Origin of the sequence: Vibrio sp. 1751, assembly GCF_033339895.1 — a bacterium.
Taxonomy (GTDB): domain Bacteria; phylum Pseudomonadota; class Gammaproteobacteria; order Enterobacterales; family Vibrionaceae; genus Vibrio; species Vibrio alginolyticus.
Genome location: NZ_JAWOVM010000076.1, coordinates 1 through 21,004 on the forward strand (window position 1 = coordinate 1; position 21,004 = coordinate 21,004).

16 protein-coding genes are annotated in these 21,004 nt (G+C 46.4%); 6 read left to right on the top strand and 10 right to left on the bottom strand.

Going from position 1 to position 21,004, the window contains the following annotated elements; all coding sequences use genetic code 11:
- Positions 1 to 1,155 (top strand): oxygen-independent coproporphyrinogen III oxidase (hemN, locus tag R7041_RS18580; RefSeq protein ID WP_318128678.1); only part of this gene is annotated, 1,155 nt, incomplete at its 5' end.
- Between the two features lie 68 nt (positions 1,156 to 1,223).
- Here the strand turns inward: hemN and add are convergent.
- The 6 genes from add to glnA form a co-directional block, all read right to left on the bottom strand.
- A complete protein-coding gene (gene add / locus R7041_RS18585; RefSeq protein WP_206949364.1) occupies positions 1,224 to 2,228 on the bottom strand; it encodes an adenosine deaminase in 1,005 nt (334 codons plus the stop codon).
- Positions 2,229 to 2,375: 147 nt separating this feature from the next.
- On the bottom strand, positions 2,376 to 4,922 hold the full coding sequence (locus tag R7041_RS18590) for an EAL domain-containing protein (protein WP_206949363.1): 2,547 nt from the start codon (positions 4,920 to 4,922) through the stop codon (positions 2,376 to 2,378).
- A gap of 102 nt (positions 4,923 to 5,024) precedes the next feature.
- Entirely contained in the window at positions 5,025 to 6,428 is a 1,404-nt protein-coding gene (gene glnG, locus R7041_RS18595) for a nitrogen regulation protein NR(I) (RefSeq protein WP_005382967.1), read from the bottom strand.
- 57 nt (positions 6,429 to 6,485) lie between these two features.
- On the bottom strand, positions 6,486 to 7,532 hold the full coding sequence (gene glnL / locus R7041_RS18600; protein WP_017821940.1) for a nitrogen regulation protein NR(II): 1,047 nt from the start codon (positions 7,530 to 7,532) through the stop codon (positions 6,486 to 6,488).
- A 131-nt stretch (positions 7,533 to 7,663) separates the two neighbouring features.
- Entirely contained in the window at positions 7,664 to 8,245 is a 582-nt protein-coding gene (locus R7041_RS18605) for a DUF4124 domain-containing protein (protein ID WP_047103732.1), read from the bottom strand.
- Positions 8,246 to 8,440: 195 nt separating this feature from the next.
- Entirely contained in the window at positions 8,441 to 9,850 is a 1,410-nt protein-coding gene (gene glnA / locus R7041_RS18610; RefSeq protein ID WP_005379275.1) for a glutamate--ammonia ligase, read from the bottom strand.
- A 530-nt stretch (positions 9,851 to 10,380) separates the two neighbouring features.
- On the opposite strand from glnA, the gene typA reads away from it, so the two are divergent.
- Positions 10,381 to 12,210: a translational GTPase TypA gene (gene typA, locus R7041_RS18615; RefSeq protein WP_005379276.1), complete on the top strand. Its 1,830-nt coding sequence runs from the start codon at positions 10,381 to 10,383 to the stop codon at positions 12,208 to 12,210.
- 72 nt (positions 12,211 to 12,282) lie between these two features.
- Positions 12,283 to 12,825 carry an AAA family ATPase gene (locus tag R7041_RS18620; RefSeq protein ID WP_031779018.1) on the top strand — a complete coding sequence of 181 codons (543 nt, stop codon included), beginning with the start codon at positions 12,283 to 12,285 and terminating at the stop codon, positions 12,823 to 12,825.
- A 31-nt stretch (positions 12,826 to 12,856) separates the two neighbouring features.
- Here R7041_RS18620 and R7041_RS18625 read toward each other — a convergent pair whose 3' ends face one another.
- Positions 12,857 to 13,498, bottom strand: coding sequence for a DUF2959 domain-containing protein (locus R7041_RS18625; RefSeq protein ID WP_005382972.1), 642 nt, complete (start codon positions 13,496 to 13,498; stop codon positions 12,857 to 12,859).
- A 34-nt stretch (positions 13,499 to 13,532) separates the two neighbouring features.
- On the opposite strand from R7041_RS18625, the gene R7041_RS18630 reads away from it, so the two are divergent.
- The 3 genes from R7041_RS18630 to R7041_RS18640 all read left to right on the top strand — a co-directional run bounded on the left by R7041_RS18630 (position 13,533) and on the right by R7041_RS18640 (position 15,907).
- On the top strand, positions 13,533 to 14,477 hold the full coding sequence (locus R7041_RS18630) for a virulence factor BrkB family protein (protein WP_005379281.1): 945 nt from the start codon (positions 13,533 to 13,535) through the stop codon (positions 14,475 to 14,477).
- Positions 14,449 to 14,883 (top strand): D-aminoacyl-tRNA deacylase, encoded by a 435-nt coding sequence (dtd, locus tag R7041_RS18635; protein WP_005379282.1) that lies wholly within the window; start codon positions 14,449 to 14,451, stop codon positions 14,881 to 14,883. Before R7041_RS18630 ends, dtd begins: the two co-directional genes overlap by 29 nt.
- A 106-nt stretch (positions 14,884 to 14,989) precedes the next feature.
- Positions 14,990 to 15,907 carry a bifunctional GNAT family N-acetyltransferase/hotdog fold thioesterase gene (locus R7041_RS18640; RefSeq protein WP_005379283.1) on the top strand — a complete coding sequence of 306 codons (918 nt, stop codon included), beginning with the start codon at positions 14,990 to 14,992 and terminating at the stop codon, positions 15,905 to 15,907.
- Here R7041_RS18640 and R7041_RS18645 read toward each other — a convergent pair.
- From R7041_RS18645 to hslO, 3 genes are all read right to left on the bottom strand, one after another.
- Positions 15,893 to 18,013, bottom strand: a complete 2,121-nt coding sequence (locus R7041_RS18645; protein ID WP_064368893.1) for an AsmA family protein — start codon at positions 18,011 to 18,013, stop codon at positions 15,893 to 15,895. The two genes, R7041_RS18640 and R7041_RS18645, sit on opposite strands and share 15 nt — an antisense overlap.
- Before the next feature lie 190 nt (positions 18,014 to 18,203).
- Positions 18,204 to 19,832, bottom strand: a complete 1,629-nt coding sequence (pckA, locus tag R7041_RS18650; protein ID WP_005379288.1) for a phosphoenolpyruvate carboxykinase (ATP) — start codon at positions 19,830 to 19,832, stop codon at positions 18,204 to 18,206.
- A gap of 336 nt (positions 19,833 to 20,168) precedes the next feature.
- On the bottom strand, positions 20,169 to 21,004 hold an 836-nt coding region (hslO, locus tag R7041_RS18655), incomplete at its 5' end, for an Hsp33 family molecular chaperone HslO (RefSeq protein ID WP_318074099.1).

Genomic DNA, 21,004 nt, shown 5'->3' on the forward strand with positions numbered 1-21,004 from the left:
GTCATTACACGCCACTCGCACAAAGCGGATGAATACCTCGACGTGCTTGAACACGAAATTCGTCAACGTGCTGCATTACTTGTTGGTCGCACTGTGACGCAATTGCATTTTGGTGGTGGTACACCGACGTTTCTCTCTGAAAAGCAAATCACGCGTGTAATGAGCCTGCTACGCCAAGAGTTTACTTTTAGTAGCGATGCTGAAATCAGTATCGAGGTTGACCCGCGTGAAATCGAGCTGACCATGCTGGATCATCTGCGTAGTGAAGGCTTCAATCGCTTGAGCATCGGTGTGCAGGACTTCAACAAAGAAGTGCAAAAACTGGTGAATCGTGAGCAAGATGAAGAGTTCATCGTTGCGATGGTTGCGCGCGCAAAAGAGTTAGGCTTTCGTTCGACGAACCTAGATTTGATTTACGGTTTACCGAAGCAGACCAAAGAATCTTTTGCCAAGACTCTAGAACAAGTGCTAGAGATGCAGCCGGGCCGTCTATCCGTGTTTAACTACGCGCACATGCCACAGCTATTTGCAGCGCAGCGTAAGATTAAAGACGAAGACCTGCCAAAAGCAGAGGAGAAGATGGCGATTCTGCAAGACACCATCGCGACACTGACTGGTGCTGGCTACCAATTTATCGGTATGGACCACTTTGCTTTGCCGGACGATGAACTTGCTGTTGCCCAGCGCGAAGGTATTTTGCATCGCAATTTCCAAGGCTACACCACACAAGGTGAATGTGACTTGGTTGGCTTTGGTGTTTCTGCAATCTCGATGATCGGCGATGCTTACGCGCAAAACCAGAAAGAGCTGAAGAAATACTACGCTCAAGTCAACGAACTTCGTCACGCTCTATGGAAAGGGGTCTCGCTGGACTCCGATGATTTGCTCCGTCGTGAAGTGATTAAGCAGCTGATTTGTAACTTCAAGTTAGACAAGAAAGCCATTGAGTCTGAGTTTAAAGTGAAGTTTGATCAGTACTTTAAAGAAGACTTACAGCTACTTCAGACCTTCATCAACGATGAGCTGGTGGAAGTGGATGACAATGAAATTCGTGTGACGCTGCGAGGTCGTTTGCTGATCCGTAATATTTGTATGAGCTTCGATAAGTACCTGCGAGCGAAGGCGCGTCAGCAACAATTCTCTCGTGTTATTTAATCAGAGATACAGATTCAAGATATAAAAAATGCCAGCAGATGCTGGCATTTTTTATGTTTTCGCTGGATTTAAGCGCGATCTTTTACTTTTTCTCTCAGTTCCGCTTTTTCTGCTTCTGAAAGGAACGCAATCTCAAGGCCATTGATTTGCGCTTGGCGAATCTGGTCTTGGCTCAGACCAGCGGCTGGTGCTGCTACTTCGTATTCGTATGGCAGTTCGATGCCTTCAACCGCTGGATCGTCAGTGTTCAGACACGCAAGAACGCCATGCTCTAGGAACTGCTTGAGAGGGTGGTTTTCTAGCGTTTCTACTGTACTTGTTTGGTAGTTTGACGTCAGGCAAGATTCAATACCAATGCGGTTTTCTGCTAGGTAATCCATCAGTTTTGGATCGTGAATCGCTTTTACGCCGTGACCGATACGAGTTGCGCCCAGCTCATTGATTGCTTGCCACATGCTCTCTGCACCTGCTGCTTCACCAGCATGGACCGTTACCCCAAGGCCAGCATCGCGTACTTGCTTGAAGTGAGACACAAAGCGATCACCCGGTTGGCCTAGCTCGTCACCCGCAAGGTCGACGGCAACGATGTGATCTTTCTGGCTCAGAATGCCGTCCAGTTCTTGTTGACATGCGTCAGTGCCAAATGTGCGACTCATGATACCGATCAGGTTGGTTTTCACGCCAAAATCGCGCATACCCGCTTGCACACCGTCCACGACGGCTTCAACAACCCCCGTTACTGGTAGTTTGTGTTTCATCGCCATGTAGTAAGGAGAGAAACGCAGCTCTGCGTAATCGATTTGTGCGTTTAGCGCGTCTTCTACGTTTTCGTACGCGACACGACGACACGCATCTAGATCGCCCAGTACAGCAACACCCCAGTCGAGCTTAGAAAGGAAAGCAACAAGAGAGGGTTCCGCTTCGACAATTTGAACGTGAGGAGTGAGAGACTCAATATCGTACGCTGGTAGGGCAATGCCAAACTTTTGGCCTAGCTCAAGAATCGTTTTAGTACGAATGTTACCGTCGAGGTGACGGTGCAAATCAGTAAGAGGAAGGTTCTTCGTTATCATTTTGTCGATCCGGATAGTTATGAACTGGAACAGGGCCCAAACATCATCTGTGACAATACATGGGTAAGATTTGCAGTTAAGTATAAATAACAGTTGGGTAGATTGTCAGTAGAGGATGACTAGGAAATCAACGATTCTCGCTCTTTTCTACTTCATGTTCACCAAATGTGTTGGCCATTCTTCTAGTGGCATAGGGCGGCTGTAGTAGAAGCCTTGCACCTGATTACAGCCTAAAGAGCGCAGTAATTGTGCTTGATTGCTATCCTCGACACCTTCCGCGACGACATTAGTTTTGAGACCTGCTGTGATATTGATGACGGCAGCGACGACTGAACTGTTTAAGTTTTCTTGTGTGAGTTGATTGATGAAGGTGCGATCAATCTTCAAGCAGGTAAACGGCAGAGAGTGGAGGTAACCCAGTGATGAGTAGCCGGTGCCAAAGTCATCTATCGCGATACCAATACCCATTTCACGCAGTTTAGTCATATTTTCTAGTGTGGTCGGTGCGCTATCAATGATACGTGATTCTGTGATCTCTAGTGTGAGGTTACTTGCTGGTAATTTCGTGATATCCAATACGCTTGTCACCGTATCGACAAAACTTGGGCAAGATAGTTGATTAACGGAGATATTCACATGCAGTTGGAAGTCCGACGGCCACTGTTTGCTTTCGATCGCTTGGTAAGTGTCGCGACAAGCTTGTAACAGAATCTGTTGGCCAATGGCTTTGATCATGCCGCTTTCTTCCGCGATTGGAATAAAATCTAATGGTGACACCATACCTGAGTCGCTATGCCAACGCGCAAGTGCTTCGGCGCCACACACTGTGCCACTGACGAGATCCACAATCGGTTGGTAATGAGGAATAAACTCTCGGTTTTCAATGCCAGTTTGGATCTTGGTCAGCATTTGCGTACGAAACTTTGAAGCGCTCGCTAGTTCTGGGCTGTAGTGACAAACACCAGTCAGTGAGTCTTGTTTGGCGTAACTTAATGCGATGCTGGCGTTGCGTAACCATAAAGGCATGGTTTCGTTTTGCTGGGTTTGTACAATACCAAGTGAAATCTTCATCACTACATTCTCGCCTTCCACCATAAATGGGGTGGAAAAGAGTTGCTGTAATCGACGCTCGGTTTGTTTAATTTTGGTTTCTGTGTCGACATTTGAGAGAAATACCGCGAATTCGTCACCACCAATCCGAGCCAATAATGCGTTGTCACGAAACTGCTGTTTTAACCTTTCAGCGATGCTGACCAACAACTGGTCGCCGTTGTGATGACCCACACTGTCGTTGATATCTCTAAATTTGTTGATACCAAGTAAAAATAAACTGCCGTTACAAAGATGAGACTGATTTTCACAGATTTCGACTAAACCCTGACGACTATATAAGCGTGTCAGAGAGTCATAAACCAACTGTTCACGCAATGCTTTGAATGACGCTCTTAGATTGTTCGCCATTTCATTAAAAGCATGAACCAGTACGGTTGTCTCATACACATAACCAGGCTTTGGCATGCCGCTATCCCAATCCCCATTTGCGAGGTGCTGAGCGGCGGCGGCCGTCGCGTTAATTGGTCTGGTAACTCGGTTGAAAATGATCCAACTGATGGCGATCCCAAATAGGCTTACAATAATGCCAACGAGCCAACTCTCTTGCTGGCTTTTCGGTAACAGGCCGAGAAGCTCAGACTCCGAAATGGAGGTGCCGATAAACCATGTTAAGCCGTCTTGGTCTCGATACGGGGTTAGCCGACTGAAAATACGTTGGCCATCATGTTCAAATGAAAAAGTATAAGGTTGCTTGGTGTTGTTGAGATCGAAAGACCGGACGCGGCTCGCACTGATTTTGATGATCGGGTCTGCGTTTTCAGCGGCAAGCAAACGCTGCCCTTTATCCGAAAATTTTGTGCCCCATGAGATGACGCTTCCCGGGCCTGAGTGAGCGATTAAACGATGATCTGGGTCCATGATGTAGACCGACGCTTTAGTGTTGTATTTTAACTCGCGCAGGAATTCGTTGAATGTATTGATACGAATGTCTGTCACCAAAACACCAGCAAATTGGTCGTGTTTGTACACCGGCGTCATGGCTGATAGCGTAATATCCTGGCGTTCATCAGCGTTGGTATAAATTTCAGACCAAGTGGCGTTTTGGCTCTCTGCAACGGGCTTATACCATGGGCGAGTGCGAGGATCGTATTGGGAGATAACCGTTCGAATGTTGTTACTCACATGGTTGGTTCCATAAATAACCAGATCACCATCGGTGTGGCGATCTTGCACCATTAAGGTGTAATCGTCGGAAAGTTCGCGGCGAAAGCCTGCAAAGTCGCCGTTTTCTGAACCAAATGCGATTACATCCAACTGCGGTATCGATTGGTAAAGATTTTTGAATGCACTTAGCAGGTAGTTTTGAATGTCTGAGGTATCGTGAGGGCGATAAAGGTTGTGATAGCTGACGTTGTGCGCGAGAGCCATAACCGCAGTAAAAGGCTTACGTAGATAGCTATTGAGGTGGTCGTGGACACTTTCGGTTAACACGGAAAGTTGCTTGTCACTGATATCCGTGACCACTTCTTCGTAACTTTGTTTTTGGACGTAGACAATGACACCGATCGCCAGTAAGAAGATCATGACAAATGGAATCAGAACAGCAGTACGCAGTGTAATTTGAGTCGTAGCAGTAGACATCGCCTAATCACATAGATGGTGGTGCGCCACAATTGTACTGATGTTTTTATTAATATCGAGTGACAAACGACGCTCGTTGTTAACGCACCACGTAAGTGATTGTCAGTACAATTCTTTTAATTTTCTGGTGAGTGTATTTCGCCCCCAGCCTAATACTTTAGCGGCATCTTGCTTATGACCTTTAGTGTGCTCTAAGGCTGCTTCTAATAAAATGCGTTCAAATTCTGGTAAAGCGTAAGAAAGTAGTTCTTTATCTCCTGCTGCGAGTGAATGCCGTGCCCAATCCGCCAATTGTTCTTGCCAACTACCATGTGCAGAGTCTGAAATGGATTTTTTCTCTTCGAGTAGTTCGCTTGGCAAGTCATTTGGTAACACTTCGCTACCACTGGCCATAACGGTTAACCAACGGCAAATATTCTCTAATTGACGAACGTTGCCAGGCCAATCAAGGCGGTTAAGAATCTCCACGGTCGACGGGTGGAGAGTTTTTGTTTCCACACCAAGCTCATCAGCCGCACGGATAAGAAAATGCTGTGTAAGCTTTTCAATGTCTTGCTTACGCTCACGCAGTGCCGGGATCTGAACGCGAATCACGTTTAAGCGATGAAATAGGTCCTCACGGAAGTCACCTTCGTGCACCAGCTTTTCTAAGTTCTGGTGTGTTGCCGCGACAATTCGTACATCGACACTGATCGGAGAGTGACCGCCCACTCGATAAAACTGCCCGTCAGCTAGAACGCGTAGTAAACGAGTTTGAATGTCCAGTGGCATGTCGCCGATTTCGTCTAAAAATAGAGTGCCGCCATTGGCTTGTTCGAATCGTCCTTGACGAACATTGTTTGCCCCCGTAAACGCGCCTTTTTCGTGGCCAAACAGTTCCGATTCAATCAAGTCTTTGGGAATCGCCGCCATATTGAGCGCAATGAAAGGTTTGTTAGCACGTGGACTGTGACGGTGCAGTGCATGAGCAACGAGTTCTTTACCCGTGCCCGATTCACCGTTAATCAAGACTGAAATAGAGGAGCGAGAAAGACGACCAATGGCGCGAAACACCTCTTGCATCGCTGGTGCTTCACCGATAATTTCAGGCGTTTCTGCTGGAATGTCTTCTGGAGAGAGCTGCTCGCGTTTGTGTTCGTGGCTGTGTGCAATGGCTCGTTCAACCAGAGTTAAAGTTTCATCAATATCAAAAGGTTTTGGTAAATATTCAAAAGCACCTTTTTGGTACGCATTCACTGCCGCATCTAAATCTGAGTGTGCGGTCATGATAATCACGGGAAGGTCTGGGTAATCGCGCTGTACTTGTTTTAGTAGCTCCAACCCATCAATACCTGGCATGCGAATGTCTGATACTAGAACATCCGGCACTTCGCGTTCGAGCGCCATTAACACGCTTTCTCCATCGGCATAGGTTTCACATTTGATGTTGGCAGAGGAGAGCGTTTTCTCCATTACCCAGCGAATTGAACTGTCGTCATCAACGACCCAAACATATCCTTTACTCATGTAGTAATCCTTGCAGCAAACCGAAAAACTGACGCGACTTGAAGTCCATTAGCGCAATCAGATCGGCAGATAAATAGTAAATGTTGTGTGACCAGGCCAGCTTTCTACGTCTATTTTTCCATTGTGCTGGTCGATCAAATTTTGCGAAATAGATAGCCCTAATCCAGTTCCTCCCTCGCGGCCACTGACCATGGGATAGAACAGCGTGTCTTGTAGTTCCGGTGGAATACCTGGGCCGTTGTCTGTGATTTCGACACGAGCAGCGAGTTTACAGCGTTTGCCGTGAATATTGGCTTGATGCACCGTTCTGGTGCGAATGGTTATTTTCCCGTGTTCTTGATGGCTAAGAATTTGTGCGGCGTTGCTGACGATATTAAGCATTGCCTGTTCGATTTGGTCTGTATCCATCAAAATCTCTGGCAAGCTTGGGTCATAATCTCGTTCAATGATGATTGAGCGTTGTGACTCTAATTCAACCAGTTGGCGAACCTTTTCAAGAATTTGGTGCAGATTCTCTTGTGTCTTCTTACCTGGCTTTTGCGGTCCTAGTAATCGATCCACGAGCGCCCTTAAACGGTCTGCTTGCTCAATGATGATGTGTGTATATTCGGTGAGAGAGGGCTCTGGCAGCATTTTTTCTAGCAATTGCGCCGCACCGCGTAAGCCGCCAAGCGGATTTTTAATCTCATGTGCAAGCCCTCGGACTAACAGCTTCGCTGCTTGTTGTTGGGCGTGTTGGTTCAGTTCTTGAGAGAGTCGGCGCTGCTGATCAATTTTGCGCATCTCGACCAGAAGCATCAACTGCTTTTGCCAAGTGATAGGGCTAACCGTCACCTCTAGCATTAAAGGGCGGCCATCAACAACGAAAGTGACGTCACTGTCGGTGATGCTTTGGCCACTTTGCAACGGTTGAGTGAGCAGCGCGAGATCCAGCGACGCATGCTGAATCAATTGAGAAAGTGATTGTTCAATAATTCGTTTGGCGCTTTGAGAAAACAGCAATTCGGCAGCCGGATTGGCATAACGGATGGCCAATCCATCATCAAGAATCAGCGTTGCTGTCACCATATTGTTGAGAATGGCACTAGGAAGACTGGTATCCACATTACGTCCTTGTTTTGCTTTAAGATTGTGCGATGCACAATAATGGTGCAATTGAACGTTAAGTATGGCGAATAAATCTTAGAAGAAAAAGTGAAAAGCACCGCTGTGATGTGATTTTTTCACCAGATATTCTATTTTGCCCCTTTTACGGTCGGCTTAACACTTGCTCTATGTAAATGCACCGTTATAGGGCTAGTAGATGCAATAAGCTTGCCGCTTCTTTTCGCGTGCACAGCAAGTGTGTGAGTGCCTCGGTCAATATTGTTTAACTGCCACACTATATGGTTTTGTGGTGCACCATAAGGTTTTCCATCGAGTAACAATTGCAATTGCTCACCGATACCAAGCTTGCGATTGGTTTCTAATTGAATATTGATGATGCCTCGATTGCTGCGGATGGTCTCGTTGTGCTTGGGAGTCAGCATCGAGAGTTCTAATGGAAGAGGCTTCTCGGTTGTTTTCTCTGGCTTGTTTTGTGATGCAGTAGATGGCGTAGTCTGAGGTGCGAGCGATTCAGTACTTTCTACCTCAGGAGCTGGTGCGCTGGCTTCAAGGTTTGGCAGTGCGATCGCTTTTGCTCCTTTGTTTGGCGTATCACTAAAGTGAACCACGCCATTTTCATCTACCCACGTATACGCGACCTGCGCGAAGGCGATAGAGGCGATTAACAATCCGCTGAGTGCACACAGTGATGGAATAAGCTGAACTTTCATTGCTCACCTTCTCTTGTTCGATGATTTCACGTTTCAATGGCTTAGCTCTTTGACCTGTAAGGAAAAATTCTAAGCGTATTTTTATTATCCCCTCATGTTAAACGTCGAAGCTTGAGTGGCGAATACAAAAAAGGCCCGCCTGCGAGGCGAGCCTAATATTTTATTGCTGTGTTTACATTTTACACAGTGTCGACCTTACACAGAGTAGTAAAGTTCGAACTCAACAGGGTGAGTTGTCATGTTCACACGCTCTACGTCCTGAGACTTAAGGTCGATGTATGAATCGATGAAGTCGTCAGAGAATACGCCGCCCGCTGTTAAGAACTCACGATCAGCATCTAGCTCTGCTAGCGCGTCTTTTAGTGAGTATGCAACAGTTGGGATTTCTGCTGCTTCTTCAGCTGGAAGATCGTAAAGGTCTTTATCCATCGCTTCGCCTGGGTGGATCTTATTCTTGATACCGTCAAGACCAGCCATAAGCATTGCTGCGAAACATAGGTATGGGTTCGCCGCTGGGTCACCGAAACGAACTTCGATACGACGTGCTTTCGGGCTTGGTACCACTGGGATACGGATTGAAGCAGAGCGGTTACGCGCTGAGTAAGCTAGCATTACTGGTGCTTCGAAGCCTGGTACAAGACGTTTGTACGAGTTGGTTGATGGGTTAGCGAATGCGTTGATTGCACGAGCGTGTTTGATGATACCACCGATGTAGTAAAGCGCCATTTCAGATAGACCGCCGTACTTGTCACCAGCAAATAGGTTTACGCCATCTTTTGCTAGAGACTGGTGAACGTGCATACCGCTGCCGTTGTCGCCAACAAGTGGTTTAGGCATAAACGTCGCTGTTTTACCAAACGCGTGAGCAACGTTGTGTACAACGTACTTGTAGATTTGGATTTCGTCAGCTTTGGTTGTTAGCGTGTTGAAACGAGTTGCGATTTCGTTTTGACCCGCCGTTGCCACTTCGTGGTGGTGCGCTTCAACAACAAGACCCATTTCTTCCATTACTAGACACATAGCAGAACGGATGTCTTGAGATGAATCTACTGGAGCTACTGGGAAGTAACCACCTTTAACACCTGGACGGTGACCTTTGTTACCTTCTTCGTAGTCAGAACCTGTGTTCCATGCCGCTTCTACGTCGTCGATTTTGAAGAAAGAGCCTGACATGTCTGTCGAGAACTTCACGTCATCAAATAGGAAGAATTCTGGCTCAGGACCGATAAGTACAGTATCTGCAACACCAGTAGAACGCATGAAGTCTTCAGCGCGTTTTGCGATAGAGCGTGGGTCACGGTCGTAGCCTTGCATTGTTGCAGGCTCTAAGATGTCACAACGGATATTTAGTGTTGCGTCTTCCGTGAATGGGTCAAGCACAGCAGAAGATGCGTCAGGCATCATTACCATGTCTGATTCGTTGATACCTTTCCAGCCAGCAACTGATGAACCATCGAACATTTTACCTTCTTCGAAGAAGTCTGCGTCGATTTGGTGAGCAGGGATCGAAATGTGCTGCTCTTTACCTTTTGTATCAGTGAAGCGTAGGTCAACAAACTTAACTTCGTTTTCTTGGATCAGCGATAGAACGTTTTCTACTGACATCTTGGATAACCTCCAGTGTTAATAAGCGGTAAAAGCTCGATTTATGAATTATTCATGAAACCTGGCATTGATTAATCAATTTGACTTTTCATTAATCGATGCTGTTTTAACTAAAGCCAAAACCGTGCCAAAAAAAATATTCCATTAATTTCAAGCAATTGTGTTTTTGAATGCTAGTTTGGTGCAGTTGCTTGCACCAAAATGATCTTTGATTGCACTATTATGGTGCCAAAAATCATTGTTGCACCATAATGTGACAGGTACATTGCGTATTCAGCCCAGTTTTTGAGCAAGAGTCAATTTGAATTATGCATCGATTAGAATAAAGTTGCGTTTAATCAATTCGTTCTGAGGAAGAAAATGGGCATTAAGCGTAAAAATCGCAGAAATGCTCGGGAGTAGATCACATATTTCTAGGCTTTTTGCTAAAATCTGGTACATTATGGCCGTTTTTTTAATCAGCAAATGTCGCCAGAGAGCACCCGTTCTCAGCGTGGGGGCATTTCATCTATCTAAGTGAATCAATATCCATGGCTACTCCACAGATTGATAAATTAAGAAATATCGCGATCATCGCGCACGTTGACCACGGTAAAACCACGTTGGTTGACAAGCTGCTACAACAATCAGGCACGCTTGAGTCTCGCGGTGAAGCTGAAGAGCGAGTCATGGACTCGAACGACATCGAGAAAGAGCGCGGTATTACCATTCTTGCTAAAAACACAGCAATCGACTGGAACGATTACCGTATCAACATCGTAGATACTCCGGGACACGCGGACTTCGGTGGTGAAGTTGAGCGTATCATGTCGATGGTAGACTCTGTACTACTTATCGTTGACGCAGTTGATGGTCCAATGCCTCAAACGCGTTTCGTAACACAAAAAGCGTTTGCTCACGGTCTAAAACCAATCGTTGTAATCAACAAGATTGACCGCCCTGGCGCACGTCCTGATTGGGTTATGGACCAAGTGTTCGACCTGTTCGACAACCTAGGTGCAACTGATGACCAGCTAGACTTTAAAGTAGTTTACGCATCAGCACTTAACGGTTGGGCTTCTCTAGAAGAAGGCGAAACTGGCGAGAACATGGAACCACTATTCCAAACTATCGTTGATGTTGTTGACGCGCCAAATGTTGACCTTGATGGTCCACTACAGATGCAAGTTTCTCAGCTAGACTACAGCTCTTACGTTGGTGTTATCGGCGTGGCTCGCGTAACTCGTGGTAGCGTTAAACCAAACCAGCAGGTAACCATTATTGGTGCTGACGGTAAAACTCGCAACGGTAAAGTGGGTACAGTAATGGGCTACCTTGGCCTAGAGCGTCACGAAGTGGAACAAGCTAACGCGGGTGATATCATCGCAATCACTGGTCTTGGCGAGCTGAAAATTTCTGACACTATCTGTGCACAAAACGCAGTAGAAGCATTACCACCATTGTCTGTTGATGAACCAACAGTAACGATGACATTCCAAGTAAACACGTCTCCATTCGCGGGTAAAGAAGGTAAGTTCGTAACGTCACGTAACATCCTTGAGCGTCTTGAGAAGGAACTGGTACACAACGTTGCACTACGCGTTGAGCAAACAGACGATCCAGATAAATTCCGCGTATCAGGTCGTGGTGAACTTCACCTTTCTATCCTGATCGAAAACATGCGTCGTGAAGGCTTCGAGCTAGCAGTATCTCGTCCAGAAGTAATCATCAAAGAAGAAGATGGTCAGTTGATGGAACCGTTCGAAACGGTAACTATCGACGTAATGGAAGAGCACCAAGGCGGCATCATGGAGAACATCGGCCTACGTAAAGGTGAGCTGAAAGACATGTCTCCAGACGGTAAAGGTCGTGTGCGTATGGACTTCGTTATGCCATCACGTGGTCTGATCGGTTTCCAAACGGAATTCATGACACTGACTTCAGGTTCAGGTCTTCTTTACCATACGTTTGATCACTACGGCCCGCACAAAGGCGGTAACATCGGTCAACGTGTAAACGGTGTACTAATCGCGAACGCGATGGGTAAAGCGCTAACTAACGCACTGTTCAACCTTCAAGAGCGTGGTCGTCTATTTATCGGTCACGGTGTTGAAGTTTACGAAGGTATGGTTATCGGTATTCACAGCCGTGACAACGACCTAACGGTAAACGCACTGAAAGGTAAGCAGCTAACCAACGTTCGTGCATCTGGTACAGATGACGCACAGGTTCTTACTCCGCCTATCAAGATGACTCTTGAGCAAGCACTAGAATTCATCGATGACGACGAGCTAGTAGAAGTAACGCCTGAAAGCATCCGTATCCGTAAGAAGTTCCTAACGGAAAGCGACCGTAAGCGTGCTTCTCGTGGCGCGAAATAATTTTCGTTAAGCGATTCAATTAAGAAGAAGCCTCGAGTTATGCTCGGGGCTTTTTGTTTTCTGGAGTTGAATATGAATCCGATTATTATCACCGGTGGGCCTGGTGCGGGAAAAACAACACTGCTGAATGCGCTAGACGCGTGTGGTTATGCCACGTTTCCTGAAGGGTCTCGCGACTTGATTGAGCAGCAAAGCCAGTTAGAAAATGGTATTTTGCCGTGGACGAATTTACCTGAGTTTGCCAAGTTATGCCTTGGGTTGATGGACAAACAAAAGAGTGATGCGCGTTGTCATGATGTTGCGTTTGTTGATCGCGCCATCCCCGACATCATTGCATACCTACAAGTGGGCGGCTGTAAGGTTGATCAAGCTTTCTTAACCGAAAGCGCTGGGTACCATAGTCAGGTGTTTACTTGTCGACCTGAAGCATCCATTTACGTACAAGATGAAGTGCGTCCGCACAGCTTTGAAGAAGCATTGGAGATTCATCAGTCGTTAGTGAGTGTCTATACTGAGTTGGGTTATGAAGTGGTAGAAGTGCCATGGGGAACTGTACCAGAGAGGGTAGGCTTTGTTCGAAGAGTCATCGGTTTACTCGGTGAGGTCGCCGACTAAAACCTCCTCACTAGGAGGAGGTCTAAATCATTTACTTTTGATTGAGCTTTTGTAGGAATTTATCGGACTCTGCAATCGCTTCGTTCATTTGTTTGATCGCAAACTGGATGTCTTTCTCTAAGCTAGAGAACTCACCTTGCAAAGAACCAATCGCACTGGCGTTAAGGTTGTGTTTTAAGTACAACGTGTTGTCACGTAGCGTATCCAGTACCGGTGTCATCTTTTTCTCTGCACGCTTCATAGCGCTAAGCATGGTTTTGTACGAGGCTTTGGTTTCACGTAGTTTTTGCTCGCTTGAACGACGCAGTTTCGCACTCGAGTACAGCTCTAGCTCATCTTGCCACTCATCAAACAGTGCGCCGGATACGTCTTCAATCGCAGCAATACGGTCACGTACGTCTTGAGCCGCTTTTTCGCTATCTTCATATTTGTCATTGATGTTGTTGTAGACATTTTCTAGCTCACCACCATCAAAGTTGGTGATCGCAGACAAGGCTTCAAGTGCACTGGTGAATTCTTCTTGTGCATCTTGTTGAGATTCTTTGGCATCTTCGACGCGGTCGACCATAATATCTCGTTTATGATACCCAACCTGCTCCATTGCTGAGTAATAAGCAGATTGACACCCTGTTAAAGTGAAAATTGATAGTACAATTGCTAATAAATAAGGCATTCTTATGTCCTCGGCGCTAATTATGGGATGAACTATGAACCAGTTATCAGAGAGTTACAAGGCGAGATTAATCAATCTACTGCCAAGTTGCGTCGCGTTTTTTAAGTATCTTCTTAAGCGATTAACGCATGACCGTGTGAATGTGAACGCGGGCTATCTTGCCTACATTACCTTGTTATCCATCGTGCCAATGCTGACGGTATTGTTATCAATATTGTCGAAATTTCCCGTTTTTGCGAACGTTGGTGAGGTGCTGCAAGGCTACATTATTGAGAATTTTGTGCCAGCTTCTGGAGAAGCTGTACATACGGCATTACAGGAATTTGTGGCGAATACGGGCAAAATGAGCGCGGTTGGCGGTGGGTTTTTATTCATCGCAGCGGTCATGCTGATTTCCAACATTGATAAGAACTTAAACTACATTTGGCGAGTTAAAGACAAGCGCCGTTTAGTCTTTTCATTCTCTATGTATTGGATGGTACTCACGTTAGGGCCGATCATGGTCGGTGCGAGTATTGCGGCGACGTCGTACGTGACTTCGCTGCAAATTTTAGAGAACGAGACATTATCTGGTGCGTTTAATTTATTTCTGCGTTGGCTACCGTTGTTGCTGTCCTTTTTTGCTTTTCTTGGCTTGTATATTCTAGTGCCGAATAAAAAAGTACACCTCGCTCATGGTGCCATGGGGGCAGCAGTCGCCGCGATACTGTTCGAGTTGAGTAAAAAAGGCTTTGCACTCTACATCACTCAGTTTCCGTCTTATCAGCTCATCTACGGCGCGTTAGCGGCGATTCCTATCTTATTTGTTTGGGTGTATTTATGCTGGATGATCGTGTTATTGGGGGCGGAAGTTACGGCTGCGCTTGGTGAGCGAGAGCACTGGAGTGAAGATTTAGACATGATACACTCGACCGCTGAATCTCAGTTAACAGATGAAGGAAGCGAGAGTAGTGATAGCGCTAATTCAACGAGTCAGTGAAGCAGCCGTCCGTGTGGATGGTGAAGTCGTAGGAGAAATTGATCGTGGTCTGCTGGTCTTATTGGGCGTAGAGAAGGACGACGATGAAGCTAAAGCAAAGCGTTTAATGGAGCGTGTTACAACCTACCGTGTGTTCGAAGATGACGAAGGCAAGATGAACCTGAACGTTAAACAGGTGGAAGGTAAAGTGCTGGTGGTTTCTCAATTTACGCTGCCTGCGGATACAAAAAAAGGCACGCGAGCTGGCTTTTCTCGCGGTGCGCATCCTGTTGATGCAGAGCGCTTGTATGATTACTTTTCTGACTTGTGTGAAGAAGTCTTACCCACACAGCGTGGCCGCTTCGCTGCCGATATGAAAGTGTCCTTGGTGAATGACGGTCCAGTGACGTTTTGGTTGCAGGTCTAATCTGGTAACACAGGCGCCATAGTCTAAGCTTTAACTCCAAGCTCATGGAATTGGCTTGGAGTAATTTTTCCGACACTGATTAGTGTTGTGCTTTCAAAGGATTGATATGTTCAAACTCATTACTCCCAAAACCGATAATCAGATAAACAAGTATTATCAGTTTCGCTGGCAACTGCTTCGTGAGCCATGGCGTATGCCGATCGGCTCAGAGCGCGATGAATACGATGAAATGAGCCATCACCGCATGATTGTTGATGGTCGAGGTCGTCCTATGGCGATTGGCCGTTTATACATTACGCCGGACAATGATGGCCAGATCCGCTATATGGCGGTTAAAAATAATCGCCGTAGCAAGGGGATGGGTTCGCTGGTTTTGGTTGCACTAGAGTCGTTAGCGCGCCAAGAAGGAGCGAAACGTTTGGTGTGTAATGCCCGTGAAGATGCCATCGCCTTTTATGAAAAAAATGGCTTTGAGCGTCGAGGCGAGCTAACCGATGAGCGTGGCCCTGTGCGCCATCAGCAAATGGTGAAGCAACTGGATCCGATGGCCAATGTGTTACGTCGCCCTGAATGGTGTACTGAGCTTCAACAGCGCTGGGAGCAACAAATCCCAATTAGCGACAAAATGGGGATCAAAATTAACCAGTACACGGGTTACCAGTTTGAATGCTGTGCGCAGCTTAATCCTAACCTTAATCCCCATAACACCATGTTCGCCGGGTCAGCTTTTACCTTAGCAACCCTGACAGGGTGGGGGATGACGTGGCTGCTGCTTAAAGAGCGTGGGCTGCACGGTGATATTGTGTTGGCCGACAGCTCGATTCGTTATCGTCAACCAGTCGAACAAAACCCCGTGGCGAGTACTTCGTTGGATGGGATCAGTGGTGACCTAGACCGATTGGAGTCGGGACGCAAAGCACGCATCGTTATTCACGTAGTGATTTATAGTGGTGACACGCCAGCTGTGGATTTTGTCGGTACCTATATGCTGATACCGAACTACTCGCAGTTACTCAGTTGCTGATGGGTTAAGCGCCGACTGACCTGCTGGGCGCTTATCTGTTTCACCTTCTTGCACTGTCGGTGAGAGGATTTGTTCTTCTGCTGCGGAATGCGTGTTGGGTACTTCATCTTCTTCGATAATTTCTTCGTAAAGCTCTTCCTCTTGAGTCTCCAAATTGATGTTATCAATCACGATTGGCTGCTTGATGGAAGGATCATTTTTCTGTGGAGTCTCAATATCAGTAGGCTCGGCCAGTTTTGATGCGTTCACGCACTCATTACGGTGGGTTTCACCACTTAGTAGATCGCCTTCAATGTTTCCGCACGACTCTTCCAATTGATAAGTAATGCCACTTAGCGGGTTGTTGGCCATATCAAATGTTCCCCAAACCTTACCACTTATGGCTTTTCCTGAAATTGTGACCGGCTTTATGGCAACTTCCCCTCGTTGCGCGCTTAAACGCAGTGGACTTAAGGTAATGGCTTTGAGCGAATGATCCGCTTGGGACTTCAAGCGGGTATCTCGGAGATTGGCTTCCACTTCACCCGATAAGCTGTAGGCTAGCATGTTGCGATCACCTGATAACCCTTGTAGATCGAGGCTAAGATCGGAAAAACCATCAATAGCCAGTGTGTCGGGTAAAAAATAATCGTGGAAGAGCGATAAGGGAATACCATCAGCATTGACGTTGAGCGCCCAAGGTTGGCTTGGGGTACTCAAATCTATCTGTCCGATGCCTTCTACGTAGCCTTGCTCGAGTGGCGCAAAAAGGCGAGTCAATTGCCAAAAGCCATCTTTGCTTTGCATGGCAAGTGCTGCGTGAGACGTGAGTACTTGGTCATAGCTGGCGTTGACAACGCTGACTTCCAATTCGCCTTGCCAAAGGCCCCAACGTTGAGCCGACTGTTTAATATCAAGCTGTTGCCCTTCGATATTTAAACCGGAAAGTTGCCAATAAGGTTCGTGAGATAGCTGGATAATTTGGCTGCGCTCAATGTCGAGTCGTTCGATTGCAACATGCTCTAACTCGCTGGTGGCGGCGTGCCACCAATTTAGGTTGTCTTCTGGCTGTGTTGCCCACTTGAGGCCTTGAATAGAGGCTTCTTTGAGCTTCCATTGTGTTGGCGTGAACAATCCAGAAACTTGCACTCGACCTTGCTGCCAATCTAAACTGAGCTCGTTGAGCTGGATTACTCCTGGCTCGATAGCGGCACTCAAACGTGGCTCTATTGCGGTTTGCTGCTGGAATCGAACGCTATCCGCCTGCAATGACACTTGAGCTTTTGTCTTCCAGAGAGACAGTGGCAGTGTGGCGTTTTCCACAGAAAGATCCAAGTTCTGCCAGTGCCAGTCGCCCCATTCAATATCGGCGTTAAGCAAATCTAAGCTATTAATATGATTAATGTTAAATGGTAGATCGTGCCAAGGTTTTGCAAGCAGTGATTGGCGCTGCGTATTACTCAGTTTCAGCTTGTTGATGGTCACATTTACTAAAGACCAGCCTTGAGGATACTGCTCCCCTTGCCCAGATATTTGACTGTTACGCCAGTTAAAAGAGGTGCCATAAAGCGTACTGTCTTGCGGTTTGTAGTCTATATCGACTAAGAGTTGATTAAAGGCTTCGCCATTCCAATAGAGTTGGTCAGCTGCAAGTTGAACTTCGCCATATGGTATTAATTGACCATTCCATTGTGGTGATTGAATTTGAAGGTCGATGCCATTGGCAGAGAACTGCTCGTCGGCGTAATCAATATTTTTGAGCGCGATTTGATGGAATAAAACGTTGTCTAAAGGTGGGAGCTTTGGTGCGCCATACTGCAAGCTCATACCATCAATCAATAAACTATCAACGATCCATTTACCATCGCGAAAAACATCGGGATTCATCCATAAATCGACTTGCTCGATGTAAGACGCATCGTCTCCGCTGGTGTTCACGCGTTGTAAAGTTAGGTGATAGGGAAAGCCATAACGCACGCTTCCGACCCGGAACGGAAGAGAAAAGGTGTTTGACAGCAAGCGCCAGGTTGCGTCCGCGTAAGATGTTGTTAGCAGCGCAATCGTAGCGGCTGGAATGGCAACTAAGATAACCAGTAACAGAAGTAGAACTCGACGCGCTGTTTTCATCTTTGCTAGAACCTACGTGTGTTATGAAATAAAACTAGATAGGCTTTAGCTTGTATCAATATTCTGTGGTATTCAATAAAAAGCCCCTCAAAAGAGGGGCTTGAAGCAATTTTTGTAACTTGGCCTACGTAAAGGTGATAAGTTAATGCCAACTTTTCACTGCGTTTACGCGACGTCGCTGTTACTCGATTTAATCAATCTGAGGACCAGCCGCAACCAGGGATTTACCTTCAGCGTTGTCTGTGTACTTATCAAAGTTATTGATAAAGCGCGCTGCTAAATCTTTCGCTTTGCTTTCCCACTGAAGTGGGTCAACGTACGTGTCGCGAGGGTCTAGAATGCTAGGATCCACACCTGGTAGTGACGTTGGTACTTCAAGGTTGAAGATTGGAATGTGCTTAGTTGGTGCTTCTTCAATCGAACCATCAAGAATGGCATCAATAATTCCGCGTGTATCTTGAATAGAGATACGTTTGCCAGTGCCGTTCCAACCAGTATTCACTAGGTAAGCCTCAGCGCCTGCTGCTTCCATGCGTTTAACCAGTACTTCTGCGTATTTAGTTGGGTGAAGCGTTAGGAACGCCGCGCCGAAACAAGCAGAGAAAGTTGGTGTTGGCTCAGTAATACCGCGCTCTGTTCCCGCTAGTTTGGCGGTAAAGCCAGACAGGAAGTGGTACTTAGTTTGCTCGGGTGTCAATTTAGATACTGGAGGCAGTACGCCAAATGCATCGGCTGATAGGAAGATCACTTTATTCGCGTGACCGCCTTTTGATACTGGCTTAACGATATTATCGATATGGTAGATAGGGTAAGAAACACGTGTGTTTTCTGTTTTCGAACCATCATCAAAGTCGATAGAACCATCGCCACGTACTGTTACGTTTTCTAGCAGTGCATCACGACGAATTGCATTGTAGATGTCCGGCTCTGCTTCTTTCGAAAGTTTGATGGTTTTTGCGTAACAACCACCTTCGAAGTTGAAGACACCGTCATCATCCCAGCCGTGCTCATCATCACCAATTAGCGCACGTTTAGGATCAGTCGACAGGGTCGTTTTACCCGTACCAGATAGACCGAAGAATACCGCTACATCGCCATCTTTGCCCATGTTAGCGCTACAGTGCATTGATGCGATGTCTTTTAGTGGAAGGAAGTAGTTCATCATGGCGAACATACCTTTCTTCATTTCACCGCCGTACCAAGTACCACCGATAAGTTGCATGCGCTCAGTTAGGTTAAATACGGTGAAGTTTTCTGAGTTCAGGCCTTGCTCTTCCCATTTTGGATTAGTGCATTTTGCGCCATTCATTACTACGAAGTCTGGTTCAAATGTCGCTAACTCTTCTTCTGTCGGGCGAATAAACATGTTTTTAACGAAGTGCGCTTGCCATGCGACTTCTGTGATAACACGAATGCTCAAACGTGTATCTGGGTTTGCACCACAGTAACCGTCAACAACAAACAAGCGTTTGTTAGAAAGCTGGTTTGTGACCAGTTCTTTTAGCTCGTCCCACACTTCAGGAGTGATTGGCTTGTTATCATTTTTCACTTGATCAGACGTCCACCACATATGTTCTTCTGTCGTAGCGTCTTTGACGATGTATTTATCTTTTGGTGAGCGACCAGTAAAGATGCCAGTGTCAACGGCAACCGCACCTAGTTCAGTAACCACGCCGCGCTCATAACCGGTTAGGTCTTCACGCGTTTCTTCCTCAAACAACATTTCGTAGCTTGGGTTGCGAATAACCTCTTTTACGTTATGCAGTCCGTGCTTGGTTAGATCAAGTGTTGCAGCCTTAGTATGTTCCATAACGGTCATAGGTGCTCCTTATAAGGATTTTGTAGGGATTTTGTAAGAATGTTTTAATTTTAATCTGCTCACCATGCTAGCAACGGGGCGGGGAGAAAACAGGGAGATAGCTCAAAATTTGCCCATGATTTCAATAAGGTTTTAGGTAACCCGTCACATATTGGTGGGAATAGTCTATCGTGCACGCAATCCTTTGCGCTAGGGCAAAATCATTATTAATTGTTTAAAATTAAGCAGTTGTTTTATTACGCTTGAGGCTAGTTATTACGAGGGGTTGATCACAAAAAGGCCAGCATTAAGCTGGCCTTTTGTAGGGTAAATTACGTGCTTGATAAGCTATGTAAATTAATGCAGGGTTTTCTTGTCCGTAGAAGCTTGTGCATACAGTTCAGTGACTTCAGATTCGTCGAACGTATAAGTTGTGCCACAGTAATCACAATGTAAAGAAACTGATCCAACTTCTGCCAAAATGTCATAAATTTCAGCTTTCTCAACGGTGATGATTGCTGCACCGCTACGCTCACGAGAACAGCCACAATGGAACTCGACAGGTTGCGGCTCGTACAGACGTACTTTGTCTTGGTTATATAGTCGATACAATAACTCGTTCGCTTCTAAACCAAACAATTCTTCATCTTTTACTGTGTCAGTGAGCTGCTCTAGATGTTCGAAGTCATCTGGAGAGCCAGTGCCGTCAGGGATCACTTGAATCAACATACCTGCTGCGTGTGCTTTGCCTTCATGCTCACCAGTGCGGATCCATAGGCGCGTTTTTAACTGCTCTGAGTTTGCAAAGTAGCCTTCTAGCACTTCTGCTAAAGTGTCACCTTCTAATCCAACGACGCCTTGGTAACGCTCGCCGTTTTTCGGTTCGATGGTGATCACAAGGTAGCCCTTACCCATTAGATCGTGAATGTTTGCGTCATCGGCAACATCGCCTTCCCAGCGAGCTACGCCACGAACACGTTGGTTATGGTCACCGTTGATAACGGCAAGAGACACAGGACCGTCGCCTTGCAGCTGGATGGTGATCGAACCTTCGAACTTAAGAGTGGCAGTTAAAAGAGTAGTTGAAACGAGTAGCTCACCCAGCAGTTTCTCTATTGCTGCCGGATATTCCTTGCTGGAGATAACACGTTGGTACGCTTCATCCAATTGTACCAACTCGCCACGTACTGAAA